General features: G+C 61.1%; 19 protein-coding genes. 16 read left to right on the top strand and 3 right to left on the bottom strand.

Features of this window, described 5'->3' with window-relative positions; all coding sequences use genetic code 11:
• The first annotated feature begins 3 nt into the window (after positions 1-3).
• From ACA070_RS06905 to ACA070_RS06950, 10 genes are all read left to right on the top strand, one after another.
• On the top strand, positions 4-777 hold the full coding sequence (locus ACA070_RS06905) for a substrate-binding periplasmic protein (RefSeq protein WP_497450550.1): 774 nt from the start codon (positions 4-6) through the stop codon (positions 775-777).
• On the top strand, positions 774-3,038 hold the full coding sequence (locus ACA070_RS06910) for an ATP-binding protein (protein WP_497450551.1): 2,265 nt from the start codon (positions 774-776) through the stop codon (positions 3,036-3,038). The genes ACA070_RS06905 and ACA070_RS06910 overlap by 4 nt, the downstream gene beginning before the upstream one ends.
• 194 nt (positions 3,039-3,232) lie before the next feature.
• Positions 3,233-4,645, top strand: a complete 1,413-nt coding sequence (locus ACA070_RS06915; protein ID WP_497450552.1) for an amino acid permease — start codon at positions 3,233-3,235, stop codon at positions 4,643-4,645.
• Positions 4,646-4,992: 347 nt separating this feature from the next.
• Positions 4,993-5,784: an enoyl-CoA hydratase/isomerase family protein gene (locus tag ACA070_RS06920; RefSeq protein ID WP_497450553.1), complete on the top strand. Its 792-nt coding sequence runs from the start codon at positions 4,993-4,995 to the stop codon at positions 5,782-5,784.
• Between the two features lie 53 nt (positions 5,785-5,837).
• The gene (locus ACA070_RS06925) at positions 5,838-6,998 is read left to right on the top strand and encodes an acyl-CoA dehydrogenase family protein (RefSeq protein ID WP_462026020.1); all 1,161 of its coding nucleotides are present in this window, start codon (positions 5,838-5,840) and stop codon (positions 6,996-6,998) included.
• Between the two features lie 18 nt (positions 6,999-7,016).
• Positions 7,017-9,116, top strand: a complete 2,100-nt coding sequence (locus tag ACA070_RS06930; RefSeq protein WP_497450554.1) for an acetate--CoA ligase family protein — start codon at positions 7,017-7,019, stop codon at positions 9,114-9,116.
• Positions 9,117-9,126: 10 nt separating this feature from the next.
• Positions 9,127-10,734 (top strand): 5-guanidino-2-oxopentanoate decarboxylase, encoded by a 1,608-nt coding sequence (locus ACA070_RS06935; RefSeq protein WP_497450555.1) that lies wholly within the window; start codon positions 9,127-9,129, stop codon positions 10,732-10,734.
• Positions 10,735-10,776: 42 nt separating this feature from the next.
• Positions 10,777-11,967 (top strand): pyridoxal phosphate-dependent aminotransferase, encoded by a 1,191-nt coding sequence (locus ACA070_RS06940; RefSeq protein WP_497450556.1) that lies wholly within the window; start codon positions 10,777-10,779, stop codon positions 11,965-11,967.
• The gene (locus ACA070_RS06945) at positions 11,960-13,375 is read left to right on the top strand and encodes an aldehyde dehydrogenase family protein (RefSeq protein ID WP_497450557.1); all 1,416 of its coding nucleotides are present in this window, start codon (positions 11,960-11,962) and stop codon (positions 13,373-13,375) included. The genes ACA070_RS06940 and ACA070_RS06945 overlap by 8 nt, the downstream gene beginning before the upstream one ends.
• 54 nt (positions 13,376-13,429) lie before the next feature.
• A complete protein-coding gene (locus tag ACA070_RS06950; protein ID WP_497450558.1) occupies positions 13,430-14,134 on the top strand; it encodes an NAD(P)H-dependent oxidoreductase in 705 nt (234 codons plus the stop codon).
• A gap of 136 nt (positions 14,135-14,270) precedes the next feature.
• Here ACA070_RS06950 and ACA070_RS06955 read toward each other — a convergent pair whose 3' ends face one another.
• Positions 14,271-14,462: a YegP family protein gene (locus ACA070_RS06955; RefSeq protein ID WP_010462174.1), complete on the bottom strand. Its 192-nt coding sequence runs from the start codon at positions 14,460-14,462 to the stop codon at positions 14,271-14,273.
• Positions 14,463-14,739: 277 nt separating this feature from the next.
• On the opposite strand from ACA070_RS06955, the gene ACA070_RS06960 reads away from it, so the two are divergent.
• The 6 genes from ACA070_RS06960 to ACA070_RS06985 all read left to right on the top strand — a co-directional run bounded on the left by ACA070_RS06960 (position 14,740) and on the right by ACA070_RS06985 (position 18,394).
• Positions 14,740-15,708 (top strand): glycosyltransferase family 2 protein, encoded by a 969-nt coding sequence (locus ACA070_RS06960; RefSeq protein WP_497450559.1) that lies wholly within the window; start codon positions 14,740-14,742, stop codon positions 15,706-15,708.
• Positions 15,709-15,711: 3 nt separating this feature from the next.
• Positions 15,712-16,422 (top strand): class I SAM-dependent methyltransferase, encoded by a 711-nt coding sequence (locus ACA070_RS06965; protein ID WP_497450560.1) that lies wholly within the window; start codon positions 15,712-15,714, stop codon positions 16,420-16,422.
• Positions 16,419-16,805, top strand: coding sequence for a GtrA family protein (locus ACA070_RS06970; protein ID WP_497450561.1), 387 nt, complete (start codon positions 16,419-16,421; stop codon positions 16,803-16,805). Before ACA070_RS06965 ends, ACA070_RS06970 begins: the two co-directional genes overlap by 4 nt.
• Complete coding sequence (locus tag ACA070_RS06975; protein ID WP_497450562.1) at positions 16,802-16,972, top strand: hypothetical protein; 171 nt, start codon at positions 16,802-16,804, stop codon at positions 16,970-16,972. The genes ACA070_RS06970 and ACA070_RS06975 overlap by 4 nt, the downstream gene beginning before the upstream one ends.
• 72 nt (positions 16,973-17,044) lie before the next feature.
• Entirely contained in the window at positions 17,045-17,971 is a 927-nt protein-coding gene (locus ACA070_RS06980) for a LysR family transcriptional regulator (RefSeq protein WP_497450563.1), read from the top strand.
• 57 nt (positions 17,972-18,028) lie between these two features.
• Entirely contained in the window at positions 18,029-18,394 is a 366-nt protein-coding gene (locus tag ACA070_RS06985) for a 5-carboxymethyl-2-hydroxymuconate Delta-isomerase (protein WP_497450564.1), read from the top strand.
• 3 nt (positions 18,395-18,397) lie between these two features.
• Here the strand turns inward: ACA070_RS06985 and ACA070_RS06990 are convergent, their stop codons facing one another.
• Positions 18,398-19,333: a LysR family transcriptional regulator gene (locus tag ACA070_RS06990; protein WP_497450565.1), complete on the bottom strand. Its 936-nt coding sequence runs from the start codon at positions 19,331-19,333 to the stop codon at positions 18,398-18,400.
• A gap of 226 nt (positions 19,334-19,559) precedes the next feature.
• On the bottom strand, positions 19,560-20,744 hold the full coding sequence (locus ACA070_RS06995; protein ID WP_497450566.1) for a cyanate transporter: 1,185 nt from the start codon (positions 20,742-20,744) through the stop codon (positions 19,560-19,562).
• Positions 20,745-21,099: the final 355 nt, after the last annotated feature.

The raw sequence follows: 21,099 nt of genomic DNA on the forward strand, positions 1-21,099 counted from the left end.
ACGATGCTGCGCCTGTTTTGCTTGCTGTTGGCGTTGCTCGCCGGGAGCGCGATGGCGGCAGAAAAAATCCGCTATTGCGACTACCCGGTCTACCCCCCGATCTCCTGGAGCGATGGCAAACAGGTGCGCGGCGTTGCGCCCGGCGTGGTGAAAGAACTCTTTGGACAGCTGGGCTACGAAGTCGAAATCGTCGAGCTGGACAACTGGAATCGCTGCGTACGGGACGCCGCCGAAGGCCGGGTCGACGTGGTGCTGATGTATAGCACCGCGGAGCGCGAGCAGAGCATGGTCTTTTCGACGGTGCCGGTGTTGCGCGAAGAAGTCGCCGTTTTCATCAATCGTCAGCACCCGGTGAACATCGAGCGCCTGGAGGACCTGGCCAGTTACCGCGGCGGCTTGTTGTTCGGTGAAAGTTACGGCGTGGTGTTCGACCGCTTCGTCGCCGAGCATCAAAACATCGAGATGGTCTCTGACAGCAGCCAAAACTTCGGAAAACTGATTCGCGGTCGCATCGACTTCATCGTCTCGGAGCGGCGCACCGGGCAGATGCGTGTCGAGACCCTGCCAGGGGCGCAAGACATCGTCGCCTTGCCCAATTCCTTTGGCGTGGATTATCTGCGGGTGGCCGTGTCGCGCCGTTCAGCGCTGGCCAGCCGCATGCCTGAAATCGATGCGCAGTTGAAGCGCCTGGTCGACTCGGGGGTGGTCGATCGTTTACTGCACGAAAGCCAGGTCACCTACCGCGACATGATCAAACTGCCGGTCGATACGAAATGATCCAGGCCCGCCCCGGTGGACTGCTGCGGCGTCTTCTGCTGTTCATTCTGTTGTTCAGCCTGTGCTTCACCGTGTTGGCCAGCACCGTGCAGTTGTACTTCGAATACCGTCGCGAGATGCGCGAGATCGATTCGCGCATGGAGCTGATTCACGCCGGGTATCTTGCCAGCCTGGAGCGCAGTCTGTGGGATTTGAACGAGGGACAATTGAATGTGCAGCTGCGCGGGCTGGTGGATTTTTCCGACGTGGCGCGGGTTCGTCTGACCAGCGCGGATTTCGATTTGCTGCAAGGCAATCCGAACCCGACAGGGCCGCTGCGCATCGAGCGTTTTCAACTGGACTATCAACCGCCGTCCGGGCCGCTACGGCATCTCGGGCAGCTGGAAGTCAGCACCGATCTGGGCGCCGTGCATCAGCGTTTGTATGCCACCGGTTTGACCAGTCTGCTATGGATGAGCATGTTTCTGTGCGGGCTGGCGGTCGCGCTGTCGTGGTTGTTCTACCGTTTGGTGACCCGACACCTGCAAGTCATGGCCGAGTTTGCGCGGCGCATCGCCGCCGGTGACTGGTACGAGCCGATGCATCTGGACAAGCGCCGCAGCGCCCACCCGGATGAGATCGACACCGTAGCCTATGCGCTGGACGACATGCGCCGGGCCATTCTCAGTGACATCGACCGCCGGGAAAGCGATCGACTGGCCCTGCAAGACAACCGTGATGAGCTGTTCCGGATGGTCGAGCGCCGCACCGCCAGCCTGATGCGTGCCAAGGACGAAGCCGAGGCGGCCAACCTCGCCAAGTCGCGCTTCCTGGCGACCATGAGCCACGAGTTGCGCACACCGCTCAACGGCATTCTCGGCATGGCCGAATTGCTGCGTGGCGCGAGTCTGGATGAGCGCGACGGTAAACGTCTGGATGCGTTGTATAAGGCAGGCGAAGGGTTGCTGTCGATTCTCAATGAAGTGCTGTATTTCGCTCGGCTGGAAGAAGGTGTCAGCCACCCGGAACCGGTGGATTTTTCGCTCCGCCAGTTGCTGGATGAGGTGCTGACGCTGCTGGAACCGCGCGCGTTGAGCAACGACACGACGCTGCATTGCCGGATGGATCCGCAGGTCGCTGACCGGCACCACGGCGCCGAACAATTCTTGCGTCAGGTTTTGAGCAACTTGCTGGCCAACGCGATCAAGTTCACCGAGGGCGGCGAGGTTAAAGTCGAGGTCGTGCTGTTGGCTCCCGTCCCGCATCAGACCGGGCAACGGCTGCGCGTGAGTGTGACGGACGACGGCATCGGCATTGCTCCAGCGGTACAGGAGAAGATTTTCGAGCGTTTCACTCAGGCCAGCGAGGAAGTGGCGCAGCGTTTCGGCGGAACCGGTCTCGGATTGGCCATTTGCAAACATCTGGTGGAGCAGTTGGGCGGGCGGATTGGCGTTGAAAGTGAAATCGGGCGGGGCAGTTGTTTCTGGTTTGAGATGACGTTGCAACCGGCGTCTACCGGGTTTGCCGAACTGACAATGCATCACGAGCCCGGCCATGCGCTGAAGATTCTGGTGGTCGAGGACGTGGCGCTGAACCGGGATGTCGTCAGCGGCTTGCTGCAACGTGACGGGCATCAAGTCTGGCTCGCCGAAGACGGCGAACAAGCGCTGACGCAATGCGCCGGGCAGGTGTTCGATTTGATCCTGCTCGATGTGCACTTGCCGGGCATCAGTGGCGTCGAGACATGCACACTGATCCGCCGCACCGAAGGCCCGAATCGCCACTGCCGAATCTTCGCCCTGACCGCCAGCGTGCAACCGGCGCTGGTGCGCGGTTATCTGGATGCCGGGATGGACGGCATTCTCGCCAAACCGCTGAAGCTCGACAATCTGCGTCAGGCGCTGGCCGGGCATTCACCTACACCCGCGCCGCAGCCTGATGACGAAGCGATGGATTGGCCACTGCTGGACACTCATCGCACTTTGCTCGGTGAACAGAAACTTCAGGGATTGCTGGCGGTGTTGCGCGATTCGATCAATCAGCATCGCGAGGCGCTCACGGAAGCGATCGAGGCCGACGATTGCACCGAAGTCGCTCATCTGGCGCATCGCCTGGCCGGCAGCAGCGATTCATTGGGCTTTCGTGCACTGGCCAATGTGTTGCGCGCGCTGGAAGAGGCCGCGCTGGTAAACGACGAGTCAAGCTTGCGGGAATTGGCGCCGCAGGTTCATGCGCAATTGCGGCATTCGCAACAGACGCTGGCCGACCTGCTGCACACCTGACGTACAAGTTTGTTACGTCTTTTTACAACTTCGATCGTTACGGTCAACGTGAGCTTACATGGTCTTCCAATAATCGAGACAACCGCCACAGCGCGGTCTTCGAAGCTTATTGGAGATAATAATAATGAACCGCCGTAAAGCTCATCCTTCCTTGCGCCGTGGCGCGCACCTCATCCAGTACTGAGGCGCGCACCATGACTGAAACTACCGAACGCAACGGCATCCATCTGACCCGCGCCCTGAAGAGCCGGCACATTTTCATGTTGTCGCTGGGCGGCGTGATTGGCACCGGGCTGTTTATGGGCTCTGGCCTGACGATCAATCAGGGCGGGCCGGTGGGGGCGATTCTGGCCTACCTGGTCGCCGGGTTCCTGATGTACCTGGTGATGGTTTGCCTGGGCGAACTGTCCGTGCAAATGCCGGTTTCCGGCTCTTTTCAAACCCATGCGACCCAATTCATCGGACCGGCCACCGGGTTCATGATCGGCTGGGTCTACTGGATGAGCTGGGCGACGACCGTGGGCCTGGAATTCACGGCGGCAGGCATGCTGATGGAGCGCTGGTTCCCGACCATTCCGATCTGGTATTGGTCGGCGCTGTTCGTGGTGGTGCTGTTCGGCCTGAATGCGTTGGCGACGCGCGCCTTCGGTGAGGCGGAATACTGGTTCTCCGGGATCAAGGTTGCGGCGATTCTCGGTTTTATCGTGGTCGGCGTGTTGGTGATCTTCGGTGCAATCCCCCTAAGCAGCGGCGCGCCGGCACCGATGATGAACAACCTGATTGGCGACTCGCTGTTCCCCAACGGCTTGTCCGCTGTGTTCGCGGTAATGATGACCGTGGTCTACGCCTTCCAGGGCTGCGAGATCATGGGCGTGGCCGCCGGCGAAACCGATCAGCCGGAAAAAAGCATCCCGCGCGCGGTTCGCAACGTGGTGTTTCGCGTGTTGATTTTCTATGTGTTGGCGATCGTGGTGCTGTCGGCGATCGTGCCGTGGCAGCAGGCCGGGTTAATGGAAAGTCCGTTCGTGCAGGTGTTCGACATGGTCGGCATTCCTTACGCTGCGGACCTGATGAACTTCGTGATCCTCACCGCGATTCTGTCGGTGGGTAACTCCGGTCTGTACGCCTCGACGCGCATTCTGTGGGCGATGTCGAAGACCGGCATGGCGCCGAAAAGTCTGTCGCCGTTGAGCAAACGCGGTGTGCCGTTGCGGGCGCTGAGCATCACCTTGTGCTTCGCACTGGTGTCGTTGATGACCAGTTTTGTCGCTGCGGACACGTTGTTCATGGTGCTGATGGCGGTGAGCGGCATGTCCGGCACGGTGACCTGGATCGTTATCGCACTGGCGCAGTACAAATTCCGCAAGGCTTACCTGCGCGACGGCGGCAAGCTCAGCGATTTGAAGTACCGCGCGCCGTGGTTCCCGCTGCTGCCGCTGACATGCATTGCGTTGTGCTGCTCACTGTTCGTGTTCCTGGCACTGGATGAGACGCAGCGTCCTTCATTGTATTGGGGCTTCGGGTTCATCGCGGTGTGCTACGCCGCGTACTTCCTGACTCAACGCAAACGCCAGGCGTTGCTGGCGCCGAGCTTGCCGACGGCGTAACCGCACACACCAAGACAAAACCCTGTGGGAGCGAGCCTGCTCGCGATGACGGAGGATCAGCCAACAGAGATGTTGAATGAAATTCCGTCATCGCGAGCAGGCTCACTCCCACAGTCGTTTGTGGAGGGCTGTAAATCGTCGGTGCCGCACGCAGTTGTTCAAAGTTGTAACAGCGCAGTCGCTGCAAAAGCGGATCTCAGAAATTAATCAAACAAAATCAATTACTTATTAAGTAAATGAAGCTGTTACAGCCCATTTCCTCGCCAATTGCCGTCTTACTGAACACTCGTTTAGTATGGCCTCAAGTCGCATCACCTCACGCCAAACACAATAATTCGAGGATTCGCATGACTACTCACATTTCTCTGCTCTGCCAGGTAAAAGCCGGCGTGGCCTGGATCACCCTCGATCGTCCCGATCAGCGCAATGCGCTGGACATTCCGACCCTGAAAAACCTGCACGCCTTGCTCGATGAGTTCAACGCCGACCCCGCCGTTCGTGTCGTTGTGTTGACTGGCAGTGGCCGCAGTTTCTGCGCCGGCGCCGACCTCGCCGAGTGGGCTGAAGCAGAAGCCCGTGGCGCTCTCGAAAGCTACGGCTGGACCGAAACCGCACACGCGTTGATGAGCCGCTTGTACAGCCTCGAAAAACCGACCATCGCTGCGATCAACGGCACGGCCGTCGGCGCCGGGATGGACCTGACGCTGTGCTGCGACCTGCGCATCGCCGGGCAATCGGCACGGTTCAAGGCCGGGTACACCAGCATGGCCTACTCGCCGGACGCCGGTGCCAGTTGGCATTTGCCACGCCTGATCGGCACTGAACAAGCCAAGCGCCTGCTGTTCCTCGACGAAATGTGGAGCGCCGAGCGTGCCTTGGCCGCCGGCCTTGTCGGCGAAGTCTGCGCCGATGATCAACTGCACGACGTGACCACTGAACTGGCCACGCGCCTGGCCAACGGCCCGACGTTCGCTTTCGCCCAGACCAAAAAACTCATGCGCGAAGGCGCCCAGCGCAGCCTGCCGGAGCAACTGCAAGCCGAGCTCGCCGCCGGCCTGCTCTGCGGTCGCAGCAAGGACGGCGCCGAAGCCTTGCGCGCCGCCATCGAAAAACGCCCGGCCCGTTTCAGCGGCGAATAAGCCTGGTGGCTTGCCCCGTACACCTACTCAGCACATGGACAACAGGTAGCCCCATGAATTTCCAACTGACCCAAGAACAAGAAATGTTGGTGGACGCGGTACGCAGTTTTGTCGCCAAGGAACTGCTGCCTCATGAGGAAGCGGTCGACCGTGCCGACGAAGTCTCCCCCGAGTTGGCGGCACAGATTCGTGGCAAGGCGATTGCTGCGGGTTTTTATGCCTTCAACATGCCGGAAGAAGTGGGCGGTGGCGGCCTCGATTACCTGTCCCAGGCGCTGATCGAGCGTGAACTGTCCAAGGTGTCATGGGCGCTGCATGTGTTCGTCGCGCGGCCGTCGAAAATCCTCATGGCCTGCACCGGCGAGCAGATCAACGACTACCTGCTGCCGTGCATCCAGGGCGAGAAGATCGATTGCTTCGCGCTGACCGAGCCGGGCGCCGGCTCCGATGCCAACGCGATCAAGACCCGCGCGGTGCGCGATGGCGATGACTTCGTTCTCAATGGCAGCAAGCACTTCATCAGCCACGCCGGGCACGCCGATTTCGCCATCGTTTTCGCCGTCACCGACACCTACGAACACAACGGCCGCAAACGCAATGCCGTGACTTCGTTCCTGGTCGATCGCGATACGCCGGGCATGACCATTCGCCGGGGTCCCAAGTGCGTGAGCAACCGCGGTTACCACACCTTTGAAATGTTCTTCGACGACTGCCGCGTCCCCGCCAATAAGGTGCTGGGCGAAGTCGGCAAGGGTTGGGACGTGGCTAACGCCTGGCTCACCGCCGGACGGGTGATGGTCGCCGCCAACTGCGTCGGCCAGGCGCAACGCGCGCTCGACGTGTCGCTGCAATGGGCGGCGGATCGCAAGCAGTTCGGCCAGCCGATCGGTACCTATCAGGGCATCTCGTTCAAGCTCGCCGACATGGTCACGCAGATCCGCGCCGCCGAACTGCTGACCTTGCACACTGCCTGGAAAATGGACCAGGGCACCATGACCGATGGCGAGGCCGGCATGGCCAAATTGTTCGCCAGTGAAGTGCTCGGCAAGGTCGCCGATGAGGCGGTGCAGATCTTTGGCGGCATGGGCCTGATGGATGAATGCCCGGTGGAACGCATCTGGCGTAACGCGCGGATCGAGCGTGTCTGGGAAGGCACCTCGGAGATTCAGCGTCACATCATTTCCCGCGAATTGCTGCGGCCACTGTTGCGCTGATCCGCCCGGAGAATTGCTATGTCGCAAACGATTCGTGACAACCTCAAACGCTTGCTCGCACCGCGCCACCTGGCGTTTGTCGGTGGTCGCAGCATGGCCCGTGCGCTCAAGCGCTGCGCCGAAGGGGGCTACCTTGGCGAGATGTGGCTGGTCAATCCGCAGCACGACACCCTTGAAGGCGTGCCGTGTGTGCGCAGCATCGCCGAACTGCCGTGCGGCCCGGACGCGGTGTTCATCGCGACCAACCGCGAACTGACCCTGACCTGCGTCGCCGAACTGGCCGGCAAGGGCGCAGGCGGTGCGATCTGCTACGCCTCCGGGTTCGCCGAAACCGGCGCCGAGGGCCAGGCCTTGCAGCAGCAGTTGCTTCAGGCGGCCGGCAACATGGCCTTGCTCGGCCCCAACTGCTACGGCTTGCTCGACTACCTGCACAGCTCCGCGCTGTGGCCGGTGGCCCATGGCGGCAAACCGGTGGAGAAGGGCGTCGCTGTCCTGACCCAAAGCGGTAACTTTGCTTATAACGTGTCGATGAGCGACCGCTCGCTGCCGGTGGCCTACATGGCCTCGGTCGGCAATCAGGCGCAACTGGGCGTCGCCGAATTGATGGACGTGTTGCTCGACGAGCCGCGCGTCACCGCCATCGGCTTGCACCTCGAAGGCCTGAAAAACGTCCCGGGTTTCGCCCGCGCCGCGCACAAGGCCTTGGAGAAAGGCATTCCGATCATCGCCCTGAAAACCGGCGTGTCGCAGATCGGTGCCGAACTGGCGCTCAGTCACACCAGCTCGCTGTCCGGTTCCGATGCACTGTACGACAGCCTGTTTGCGCGCCTCGGCGTGATCCGCGTCAGTGGTCCGGTGAGTTTTGTCGAAACCCTGAAAGCGGCGGCGTGCGGCAAGCTGCCAACGGGCAACAGCCTGATCGCGTTGGCTTGTTCGGGGGGCGATGCCGGGCTGATTGCCGACTACGCCGAACGCAACGACCTGACCTTGCCGAAACTCGATGAGAGTCAGCGTGAAGAGCTGGCCCAAGTGCTGCCGAGCTACGCCAACCTGGTCAATCCGCTGGATTTCACCACGGCGATCTGGGGTGACGGCGAAGCCTTGAACCGTATGCTCGACAGTGCCCTGCGCACCGAAGCCGATGCGGCGATGCTGGTGCTCGATTACCCGGCGCAATTTACCGGCGAACGCAAGGAGTGCGACCTGCTGCTGGAGCTGTACTGCGCCGCTCTGGTCCGCCACGGCAAGACCGGTTTTGTCACCTCGGCGTTCCCGGAATTGCTGCCGGCCCATGCTCGCGAACGTCTGCATTCGCAGGGTGTGGCGGCGTTGCAAGGTGTGGAAGACGGGTTGGCCGCGTGGGGCCGGATTGTCGGCTATCAGCGCAATCGTCAGGCACTGCTGGCGCTCGGTGAGTCGGCGCTAGTGCCGCACTGCCCGCAGGCGCTGGAAGGCGAAGGTCGCTTGCTCAATGAATGGGATTCCAAAAAAGCCTTGCGCGCCTTTGGCCTACCAACGCCGAACGGCATATTGAGCACCCCGGACAACGCGTTGAGTGACGCCAACGCGCTGGGTTATCCGCTGGTCTTGAAAGCGGTCAGTGCCCAACTGCCGCACAAAACCGAAGCCGGCGCCGTGGCGTTGAACCTCAAGGACGCCGCGGCCCTGAGCGCCGCACTGGAAAAAATGCGCGCGAGCATTGCCGATTACGCGCCGCAGGTGCCGTTCGATCAGGTGCTGCTGGAACCGATGGCCGCGCCGCCGTTAGCCGAGTTGATCGTCGGTATCAAACGCGAAAACGACTTCGGCCTGGCCCTGGTCATCGGTGCGGGCGGGATCCTGGTGGAGTTGCTCAAGGACAGCCGCAGTCTGCTGCTGCCGACCACCGATGGCGCCATCCGCCAAGCGTTGTCGAGCCTGCGCAGTGCCCCGTTGTTGCAAGGTTTTCGCGGTCGTGAAGCGGCGGATCTGGACGCGCTGGTGGCGGCAATTCGTGCGGTGGCCGATTACGCCTGCGAGAACGCCGGGCAGTTGCTGGAACTCGATGTGAACCCATTGTTGGTCGGTGCCGCTGGCACGACTGCGGTCGATGCGTTGATTCGCCTCGGCCACGAGTGAGGAAGTGAATATGCAAAGCACAACATTGACCGGCGGCCAGGCCCTGGTGCGTCTTCTGGCCAACTACGGCGTCGACACCGTGTTCGGCATCCCCGGCGTCCACACGCTGGAGTTGTATCGCGGCTTGCCCGGCAGCGGCATTCGTCACGTGCTGACTCGCCACGAGCAAGGCGCCAGTTTCATGGCCGACGGCTACGCGCGGGTCAGCGGCAAACCGGGCGTGTGCTTCATCATCACCGGGCCGGGCGTGACCAACGCTGCGACCGGCATCGGCCAGGCGTATGCCGACTCGATTCCGATGCTGGTGATTTCCAGCGTCAACCACACGGCCAGCCTCGGCAAAGGCTGGGGGTGCCTGCACGAAACCCAGGACCAGCGCGCAATCACCGCGCCGATCACCGCGTTCTCGGCGGTGGCGCTCAGTGCCGAAGACCTGCCCGAGTTGATAGCCCGTGCCTACGCGGTGTTCGACAGCGAACGTCCGCGCCCGGTGCACATCTCGGTGCCGCTCGACGTGTTGTCCGCAAAAATTACCCGCGACTGGAGCAATGAAGTGGTGCGTCGCCCAAGCCGTGGCGTCCCGGCAACCACGGCGCTGGATCAGGCCGTGGCCAAGCTGCAAAGCGCCAAACGGCCGATGATCATCGCTGGCGGTGGGGCATTGAATGCGCAGCAGCAAGTGCAGGAACTCAGCACCCGGCTCGCCGCGCCGCTGTTCACCAGCGTGGCTGGTAAAGGCCTGTTGCCGCCGGATGCACCGCTCAATGCCGGCTCGACCCTGTGCGTGGAGCCGGGCTGGCAACTGATCGCCGAGGCCGATGTGGTGCTGGCCGTCGGTACCGAAATGGCCGACACCGATTTCTGGCGCGAGCGCCTGCCGCTGAATGCCGAACTGCTGCGCGTGGACATCGACCCGCGCAAGTTCAACGATTTCTACCCGTGTGCGGTGGCGCTGCAAGGCGATGCGCAACACACCCTCGCCGCCTTGCTGGAACGTCTGTCGCCCGCCAGGCGCGATGCCAGTGCCGCGATTGCGTCCGTCGCAGCACTGCGTGAAGCGGTGCAAAACAGCCACGGCCCGTTGCAGTCGATCCACCAGGCGATCCTCGAACGGATCGCTGCCGAACTGCCGGACGATGCCTTCATCAGCACCGACATGACTCAACTGGCCTACACCGGCAACTATGCCTTCAACAGCCTGGCACCCCGCAGCTGGTTGCATCCGACCGGTTACGGCACGTTGGGATATGGCTTGCCGGCGGGCATCGGCGCCAAGTTTGGTGCACCGCAGCGGCCTGGTCTGGTGCTGGTCGGCGACGGCGGTTTTCTCTACACCGCGCAAGAGCTGGCCACCGCCGTCGAAGAGCTCGACAGCCCGCTGGTGGTGCTGCTCTGGAACAACGACGCGCTGGGGCAGATTCGTGACGACATGCTCGGGCTCGATATCGAGCCGATCGGCGTGCTGCCGCGCAACCCGGACTTTGCCGCCCTTGGTCGCGCGTTCGGTTGCACGGTGAGCGAGCCGCAGAGCCTTGCCGAGCTGCAAACCGATTTGCGCCACGGCTTCAAGCGCAACGGCGTGACCCTGATCGAACTCAAGCATGCGTGCGCGCTCTGATTTCCAATTTTTTTAAAGGGCTTTTTTTTAGGGGATGGGGCCATGCGCTTTTCCGACCTGACTCAACGTATCGCCGGTGACGGCGCTGCCGCCTGGGACATTCATTACCGCGCCCTGGCGCTGCAAGAACAGGGTGAAGACATTCTGCTGCTGTCCGTCGGTGATCCGGATTTCGACACGCCGGTGCCGATTGTGCAGGCGGCCATCGACAGCCTGTTGTCGGGCAATACCCACTACGCCGACGTGCGCGGCAAACGCGCACTGCGTGAAAGCATCGCCCGGCATTACGGCAAACGCAGCGGCCAGCAGGTCTCTGCGGAGCAGGTCACCGTGCTCGCCGGGGCGCAATGCGCGTTGTTCTGCGTGGCTCAGTGCGTTCTGAATCCGGGCGATGAAGTGATCGTCGCCGAACCGATGTACGTCACCTATGAAGCCGTGTTCGGTGCCTGTGGCGCGGTGGTGATTCCAGTGCCGGCGCGCTCGGAAAACGGCTTTCGGGTATTGCCCGAAGACGTCGCCGCACGCATCACGCCGCGCACTCGGGCGCTGGTGCTCAACAGTCCGCACAACCCGTCGGGCGCCAGTTTGCCGCGCGGCACGTGGCAGGCGTTGGCGCAGCTGTGCATCACCCACGACCTGTGGCTGATTTCCGATGAGGTCTACAGCGACCTGCTGTACAACGGCGAACACATCAGCCCGGCCACTCTGCCGGGCATGGCCGAGCGCACCGCGACGCTTAACAGTTTGTCGAAATCCCATGCCATGACTGGCTGGCGCATCGGCTGGTCGATCACGCCGCCAGCGCTGGCCGAGCATCTGGAAAACCTTGCGCTGTGCATGCTCTACGGTTTGCCGGATTTCGTGCAGGACGCCGCCGTGGTCGCGCTGGAAAGCAACCTGCCGGAACTGGAAGCGATGCGCGAAGCCTATCGCCAACGCCGCGATCTGGTCTGTGAATGCCTGGCTGACTGCCCCGGCGTGCGTGCCTTGAAGCCCGATGGCGGGATGTTCGTGATGGTCGATGTCCGTGACACCGGGCTCAGCGCCCAGGCGTTTGCCGACCGCTTGCTCGACCGTCATGGCGTCTCGGTCCTGGCCGGTGAAGCCTTCGGCCCGAGCGCCGCCGGGCATATCCGTCTGGGGCTGGTGTTGGGCGCAGAACCCTTGCGTGACGCCTGCCAGCGAATCACCCGTTGCGCCACTGAACTGATGGAAGCCCAAGTGTATGCATAACTACAAGACGCTTTTTATCGATGGCCGCTGGCAAACCCCTTCGGGACACGGCATTGCCGAGGTGATCAACCCGGCCACTGAAGAAGTCGCAGGTTCGGTGCCGCTGGGTGATGAGCGTGATGTCGACAACGCGGTGGCTGCCGCGCGCCGGGCGTTCGGTCCATGGTCGCGCACGCCGTCAAGCGTTCGCGCCGGTTACCTCCGTGCGCTCGCCGAGCAATTGCACGCACGGGCCGACGAGATGGCCGCTGTCATCACCACTGAGCTGGGGATGCCGGTGCAATGGTGTCGGTCGGTGCAGGTCGACGGGCCCATCATCGGCCTGGAGCAATACGTCGAACTCGCCGGTTTGATGGACGAAGTGCGCGAGGTCGGCAATTCGCTGGTGATCCGCGAGGCGGTCGGTGTGTGCGCCTTCATCAACCCGTGGAACTACCCGCTGCATCAACTGATCGGCAAGCTCGCACCGGCGCTGGCCGCCGGCTGTACCGTGGTGGTCAAGCCGAGTCAGGAAACGCCGCTGCACGCCTTTTTGCTGGCGCAGATGATTGAAGCCATCGGCTTGCCGGCGGGGGTGTTCAACCTGGTCAGCGGACCGGGTGCGAAGGTCGGCGAAGCACTGGCCAAACACCCGGACGTGGACATGGTCTCGTTCACCGGCTCCACCGGCGCCGGGGTTCGCGTGGCGCAGGCGGCAGCGCCTTCGGTGAAGCGCGTGTGCCTGGAACTGGGTGGCAAGTCGGCGTTGTTGATTGCCGAGGACGCGGACCTGGCCGCTGCGGTGCGCTACGGCGTGCAGGACGTGATGATCAACTCCGGGCAGACCTGCACCGCGTTGACCCGCATGTTGCTGCCCGCCAGTCGTTACGCCGAGGCCGTGGAACTGGCGATCGCCGAAACCCAAAGCCTGCGCATGGGCGATCCGCTGGACCCGCAGAGTTTCCTCGGACCGATGTGTTCGGCGGCGCAACGGCGCACCGTGCGTGACTACATTCAAGTCGGTCAACAGGAAGGCGCGCGACTGCTGTGCGGCGGCGATACGGCGCACGCATTCGAGCGCGGTTACTACGTCAGCCCGACGCTGTTCGCCGATGTCGACAACCGTATGCGCATCGCCCAGGAAGAAATTTTCGGTCCGGTGCTGTGCCTGATTCCTTACGCCGACGAAGCCCAAGCGATTCAGATCGCCAACGACTCGCCGTTCGGCTTGTCCAGCGGCGTCTGGGCCGCCAGCACTGAGCGCGCCTTGCACCTTGGGCGTCAGTTGCGCGCAGGACAGTGCTTTCTCAACGGCGCGGCGTTCAATTATCAGGCACCGTTCGGTGGTTACAAACAGTCGGGCAATGGACGGGAATGGGGGGAAGAAGGGCTCAACGAGTTCGTCGAAGTGAAGGCGATTCAGGTGTGACGTGAAGCGTTATCGCCCTCAAATTCAAAACCTGTCAGCGTCTAGGGAATTGCCATGAAAGTATTGATTGTCCATGCCCATCCGGAGCCGAAATCCTTCACCGCCGCCCTGCGTGACCAGGCGGTGGCAACACTCGAGGCCCAGGGGCATGAGGTCCAGGTCAGCGACCTGTACGCGATGAATTGGAACCCGGTGGCCAGCGCCGATGACTTTTCCTCGCGGGAAAATCCCGAGTATCTGGTGTATGCGCTGGAGCAACGCCTGGGTGTGAAGAGCCAGTCGCTGGCGCCGGACATCCAGCAGGAACTCGACAAGCTGTTGTGGGCTGACTTGCTGATTCTGAATTTCCCGATTTTCTGGTTCTCGACCCCTGCCATCCTCAAGGGCTGGATTGATCGGGTGCTGGTGTCGGGGATCTGCTACGGCGGCAAGCGGTTTTACGACCAGGGCGGATTGAGCGGCAAGAAGGCGTTGGTGTCCATTACCTTGGGCGGCCGTGAGCATATGTTTGGTGATGGCGCGATCCACGGTCCGCTGGAAGACATGTTGCGGCCGATCCTGCGCGGCACGCTGGCCTATGTCGGGTTTGACGTGCTGGAGCCGTTCGTGGCCTGGCATGTGCCGTACATCAGTGACGAGGCGCGCAAGGATTTCCTGCACAGCTATCAGCGGCGTCTGGAACACCTGAGTGATGATCAGCCGATGCAGTTTCCGCGGTTGTCGCAGTTTGATGATGGGTTGTATCCGTTGCCTGGCTAAGTTGATCGGTCTGCGTTGTTCTTTCGGGCCTCATCGCGAGCAGGCTCGCTCCCACAGGGGATTTGTGAACGCCACAGATCCAATGTGGGAGCGAGCCTGCTCGCGATGGGGCCAGTGCATTCAACCCAAAATTGATTTAGATCTCCTTCACCGGCGTCTCACCCTCGACCCCTTTGATCAACCCGATGGCATGCAGGCAATCCGCCTTGTTCACATACGACTCACCACTGGCGATCGTCTCGTGGTTCCCCGCCCTCAAGCGCCAGCGCCATTGTCCTTTTCCGGTGCTTGGCGTGCCTTTGGATTGCCTGTAAATCTCGAAATACATTCTGCTCGCTCCATGCGATGGGTAATTGCGACAACCTGTGTGACGCATCGGGGGCAAGCCTAGCGGAGCTGGCTTTTTTGACCATCAGGCATTTGTTTCCAGGCATTTGAAAATATTTCAGCCAAGGCAACCGGGCCGGCGCGAATGGCCAAAAACCCCGCAGTTTCGCCCTTGCATCACCTCCTTCGGTCCTGCTTAATACGACTCGGCTCACGGCGGCGAACAGCGGTCGGCGACCTCGGATTGTAGAAAAATCACTATAAAAAAGAGCAATCAATTGACTCATCAGCACGGAACGCAACTGGCCGGGCATTTGCAGCTTTCGCTCGTGATACCGGTATTCAATGAAGCGGCGACCATTGATTTGTTCATCGCGCGGGTCACTGACGTCTTCAAGGAAGAAACGCTGGGCAGTCTGGAAATGGTGTTCGTCAACGACGGCAGCACCGACACCACGCTCGACCTGCTACTGGAGCGTCAACAGACCGATTCGCGCATTCGCGTCGTCGATCTGAGCCGCAATTTTGGCAAGGAAGCGGCCCTGACCGCCGGCTTGCAGACCGCCACCGGCCAGGTGGTGGTGCCGATCGATGTCGATTTGCAGGACCCGCCTGAAGTCATACTCGAAATGATCGCCCGCTGGCGTGAAGGTTATGAAGTGGTGCTGGGCCATCGTGTGAATCGCAAGACCGACTCCTGGGCCAAGCAAACTTCGGCCAACTGGTTCTATCGCCTGCATAACAAAATCGCTGAGCAACACCTCCCGGAAAACGTCGGCGATTTTCGTCTGATGGACCGTTGCGTGGTGGATGCCCTGCAAACTTTGCCCGAGTCCCGGCGCTTCATGAAAGGCCTGTTCGCCTGGGTCGGGTTTCGCACTACTTACGTGAACTATGAGCGTCTCGAGCGGGTCGCCGGAGCGAGCAAGTTCAACGGCTGGCGCTTGTGGAATTTCGCGCTGGAAGGCATCACCAGTTTCAGCACCGAACCGCTGCGCATCTGGACGTATCTGGGGCTGTTCGTTTCGTTGATCTCTTTTTCGTTCGCCATTTTTATCATCTTGCGCACCCTGATTTCCGGTGTCGATCTGCCGGGTTATGCCTCGCTGATGGTCGCCGTCACCTTTCTCGGCGGCCTGCAATTGATTGGCATCGGTGTGTTGGGTGAATACCTGGGCCGGACCTACATCGAGTCAAAACGCCGCCCGGTGTATCTGGTGCGGCGAGTCTACGACCCCAAGGACTGAACCATGGATCTCAAGGAAACCGACATCCTCGGTTCAAGCATCGACCAGCATTGGTATTACGCCTCCAAAGCGGCGGCCACGACGCGCATGCTGGGCAACACGCCGTTCAAAAAGATTCTCGACGTGGGCGCAGGCTCAGGGTTCTTTTCCCACCATTTGCTGACGCATTCAGCGGCCTGTGAAGCCTGGTGCGTCGACATCAGTTACGACGCCGATTCGGACGCTACAACCGCCGGTAAACCGGTGCATTACCGCCGCGGCATCGACTCCGTGGACGCCGATCTCGTGCTGCTGATGGACGTGCTGGAGCATGTCGATGACGACGTCGGGCTGCTCACGGCTTACGTCGATAAAGTCCCATCCGGTAGCCGTTTCCTGATGACGGTGCCGGCGTTCCAGTTTCTCTGGAGCGGGCACGATGACTTCCTCGAACACAAGCGTCGCTATACCTTGCCGCAGCTGGAAACGGTGGCCCGGGATGCCGGTTTGACGGTGAAGCAGGGGGCTTACTATTTCGGTCTGGTGTTCCCGATTGCCGCCACCCTGCGATTGCTGCCCAACGGTGCGCAACCGTCACCACCACGCTCGCAGCTCAAGCAGCACCATCCGCTGGTGAATGCGATTTTGAAGACGCTGTGCAGCGTCGAACTGCCGTTCATGGGCGCGAATCGCCTGGCCGGGCTGACGGTATTTGTCCTGGCGCAAAAACCGTGACATCAGCCGAAAAATCCGCCTTGATCCAGCGTGGCCTGCGTTTTGCCGTCACCGGTTTGTTCGTCACGGCCCTGCACGCGCTGGTGGCCGTGTTGTTCATCAACTACGTGTTGCCTCTGCCGCCCTTGGCCAACGGCGCGGCGTTTGCCGTCGCCACCGTGGTGTCTTACCTGATCAATACCACCTGGAGCTTTTCCGCCCGATTGCATGGGCGAACGTTGCTGCGCTTCATGATGGTTTCCGCTGCCGGTTTTCTGCTGGCGATGCTGGTGGCTTGGGCCGCGCAGATGGCGGGGCTGCATTATTTGCTGGGGATCGGCGCGGTAGCGCTGACCATTCCGGCCTTCACCTTTGTATTGCATAACTTCTGGACGTATCGATGAAGGAATTCGGTAAACGCCTGCTGCTCAACCGGGTGCTCCTGTTGATTGGTGTTGTGGCCTTTTTCCTCGTCGTCGGGCCCAGGGCGCTGAACCCGCTCAACATTTTCGGGATAGGCGAGGACGCCCGACAACTCGCCTTCGGATTGAAGACCCTGACGGTCAATTGAGGGCCAACGCACGTAGACGCCCCCGTCGCGCCTTTCTACACTGCCTGAAGTGTTGAAGAGCGGGGGCAAGGAATGAATCGCAACGAACTGCGCAAGGCTGACATCAACCTGATGGTGGTGTTCGAAACGTTGATGCTCGAGCGCAACGTCACGCGGGTGGCGGAGAAGCTGTTTCTCGGCCAGCCGACCATCAGTTCCGCGCTCAACCGCCTGCGGACGATGTTCAACGATCCGCTGTTCATCCGGGTCGGCCATCGCATGGAGCCGACGGCGCGGGCCGAGGAAATTATCCTGCACCTGTCGCCGGCGCTGGATTCGTTGTCGGTGGCCCTGAGCCTGACCCACGATTTCGATCCGGCCAGCAGCACCATGACCTTTCGCATCGGGCTGTCGGACGATGTCGAGTTCGGCCTGCTGCCACCGCTGCTGCGCGCCTTGCGCCAGGAGGCGCCAATGGTGGTGTTCGTGGTTCAGCATGTCGATTACTGGCGCATTCCCGACTTGCTGGCCTCCGGCGAGATCACGGTCGGCATCAGCCAGACTCGCGGTTTGCCGGCCAACGCCAAGCGCAAGTTGTTGCGGCACATCCAGCCGAGCATTTTGCGCGCCGATGCCTCGGACACCCCGCTGACCCTCGATGAATATTGCGCCCGCCCGCACGTGTTGGTGTCGCACACCGCCAACGTCAGCGGCTATGCCGATGAATGGCTGGCGGAGATCGGCCGTACGCGTCAGGTTGTGCTGTCGGTGCCGCAATACAGTTCGTTGCCGGCCCTGCTCGCCGGCACCGACCTGATCGCCAGCCTGCCGGATTACGCCGCCGAGGCGATGGCCGCCTCAGGGCAACTGTTCAAGGAACCCTTTCCGTTCAAGACCCCGACGCTGGACTTGTCCATGGTCTGGCTCAGTCATGTCGATACCGATCCGGCTGAACGCTGGTTGCGCTCGCGGCTGGAGGCGTTCATGAGTGAGCGCGCTGAATCGCCGCTGTCCAAATGAGTCAGACGGCGCTGTGTTATATGTAGGACCTTTCCGCCCACCATCAGGAGCCAAACCATGCCCCACCTGCACATGGAATACACCGCCAACCTGTCCGAACTGAACGCTGACGTGGCGTTGATTCGGCTCAACAATGCGTTGGTGGCTTCCGGTCAGTTTGCTGCGGAGTTCGACATCAAGAGCCGTGCGGTGAAAGTCGAGACTTTCAAGGTTGGCACGGCGATGGGGGAACGGGCGTTTGTGCATGTGAAGCTGGCGCTGCTGAGCGGTCGCCCGCCGCAAATCAAAAAGCAGTTGTCCGAAAGCCTGCTGGCCGTAGTGCAAGAGTTGTGTGAATGGCCGACAGGGATTGAAGTCCAGTTGTGCGTGGAGATCCTCGACATCGATCGGGACTCCTACACCAAGACGGCCATCGGCCACTGAGTTTCAGGCCATTTCCTGCTCGACGCAGGCCTTGACCACTTGCTCGCGCAGCCAGGTGTTGGCGCTGTCCTGATCGACGCTTTGACTCCACAGCATGTCCAGGGTGAAACCCGGCAAGCCGTTGGGCGCTTCGCAGTGATTGAAGATCGCCTCGTTGGCCAGCAATTGCTGGATGCGACGGGGCAACGTCAGGATGAAGTCGGTGCCGGTGATCATTTTCAGCGCTGCGCTGTAGCTGTTGGAACGCGCGACAATCTGCCGTTTGTGCGCCTGCTGCGCCAGCCAGCCATCGACCATGTTGGTGGTGGACGTCCACGGCGTCGGAAACACATGCCGGCGTTCGACAAAAGCTTTCAGGCTTAGACGCGGCTCCAGTGGCGTGGCGCGTTTGTCGAAAACGCACACCAGGTCATCTTCCAGCAACAGCCGGGATTTGAAGTCGGTGTGGCTGCGATGAAAATGCGGGCCGAAGCAAATCACCAGATCGAGGCTGCCATCGCGCAGGTCTTCGGTCGGGATGTCGGTTTCGAACTTGTGCATGTTGACCATCACCGGCAGGTCGGCGGAATCGAAGCTTTTCAACAGGCGCGGCAGGATCAACTGCTCGAAGTATTCCGGTGCGCAGATATTGAACGTGACCGGTTGCAAGGTCGGATCGAAGGCCGGGGCGCCGGCGTGGCAGAGGTTGATGCTTTCGAGGATCTTCAGCACATGCGTGTACATGGTGCTGGCTTTGTACGTGGGGCGCATACCCGTGCGGGTATTGATGAATAACTCGTCTTCAAAACTGGTGCGCAATTTTTTCAGGCAGTAACTCACGGTGGACTGGCTGACGCAGAGCGCCTCCGACACACCGGTGACGCTGCTTTGCTCATACACGGCGACAAACACCATGAGGTCCTGCATATCGAGCTTTCTAAGCAAGTTACTGTTCAGCATCCGTTCCGTCTCGCTGTGCTCCTTGCGCTGACTGTGCGCAAACGTGTGCGAATGATCCTAACGGAACGATGGTGCCAGGAAAATGCCCTGTAGGACGTTTCACGGTCAGTTGTGGGACAGAAAATGTTACGAACACGACGTGTGAATTTAATCCCACAAAACATGGCCGAAGGCCTTTATCCCAGACTGGCGGTGCACACGGAAGATTTCAGGGCGGGCTTCCAAGTCAGTGAATGTGTCGGGCGTAATGCCGCGGATTGAAGCGCAGGGCCATCAGGATCATCAGCGCCATGACCCCGGTCAGGCACCACCAGGCCCATTCGAAACTGCCCAGTTGATCGCGCACCATCCCGGCCATTAGCGGCGAGAGACCGGCGATCAGGTAGCCGATGCCTTGTACGAAGGCCGTCAGCCCACCGGCTCGTTGCGGGTTGTCGAGGTGATCCAGCGACACAATCAGGCTCATCGGGAACAGGCCGCCGATGCCCAGTCCCAGCAGGCACGGCCAGAGCAAGCTGAAGTGCTGCGGGCTGAGGATCAGCCCGCAGAAACCGGCCATGATCAGCGCCAGCAACACCACCAGCACCAGGCGCCGGTCACGGCTGCGGTTGGCGATGGCGGGTGTCACCAGCCCGGACAACACTTCCATGGCCGTCAAAAAGCCCAGCAGCAAACCGGCATTTTGTTCGCTCCAGCCCTTTTCCACGTAGTACGGCGCCAGCCAGGCCAGCACACAGGTGTAGGACGCGGTCCCCAGACCGAAGAAGATTGCGAGTAACCAGGCGCGGGAATTTGTGAAGAACGATGTGTTGCGGGGTGCTGCTGCCGTTGTTGTCGATGTTCCCGCACGCCCAACGCTCCAGAACAGCAACGCCACCAGCGCCAGCACCGCCCAGATTGCCAGCCCCTCGCGCCAACTGCCGGTGCGGGTCATCACCAGGGGCGCAAACGATGCTGCGATCGCCGCACCGCCCATGATCGACGTCACGTAGAGCCCCATGCACACGGCAACGTTGTCGCTGAAGCGGGATTTGATCAGCGCCGGCATCAATGCCTGGATCAGCGCAATACCGATGCCGGCCACCATGGCGCTGAGGATCAGTTCGACTGCCGAGTCCACGAACAGCCGCGAAACTGTGGCCAGGCCAATGATAACGAGCGAGATCACCACCGTGCGCTGTTCACCCAGGCGTTGGCTGACGCTCAGGCCAAAAAACATCGCCAGCCCCATGGCCATGACGGGCAGCATGGTCAGCAGCGAGGCCAGGCTGAAACTCAGCGGGATGTCCCCGCGAATGGCCGACAGCAAAGGCCCGACAGCCGCCATCGACGGCCGCAGGTTCAGGCTGACGAGGATAATGCTGACCATCAGCCAGAGGGCAGGGCGGGAAGTTGCGCGAACGTTTTCCATCAATCGGACCTTGAATAATCAGGAACCGATTAGGCGCGCGAGGGCGAGAGGCGGCAAATCAGATAGTCCGCAGTGGTATTTAAAAATTAAATACCTGTGCCGAGACACAGATCCCCTGTGGGAGCAAGCCTGCTCGCGATAGCGGTATGTCAGTCGGCACATGCATCGACTGACACTCCGCTTTCGCGAGCAGGCTCGCTCCCACAGGGGATATTAGGTGTTTTAAAGATTGATTGTTTAGTCCATCCACACCCAAAGTTCTTCAAATCCCGATTTAACCACCTGACCGCCCGTGTGACGCTGCTGCTCATCTGTTTCCTGCGGTCATTTCTATGGACGGTTGCCCCGTCGCACT

This window comes from Pseudomonas sp. LBUM1678 (genome assembly GCF_059695575.1).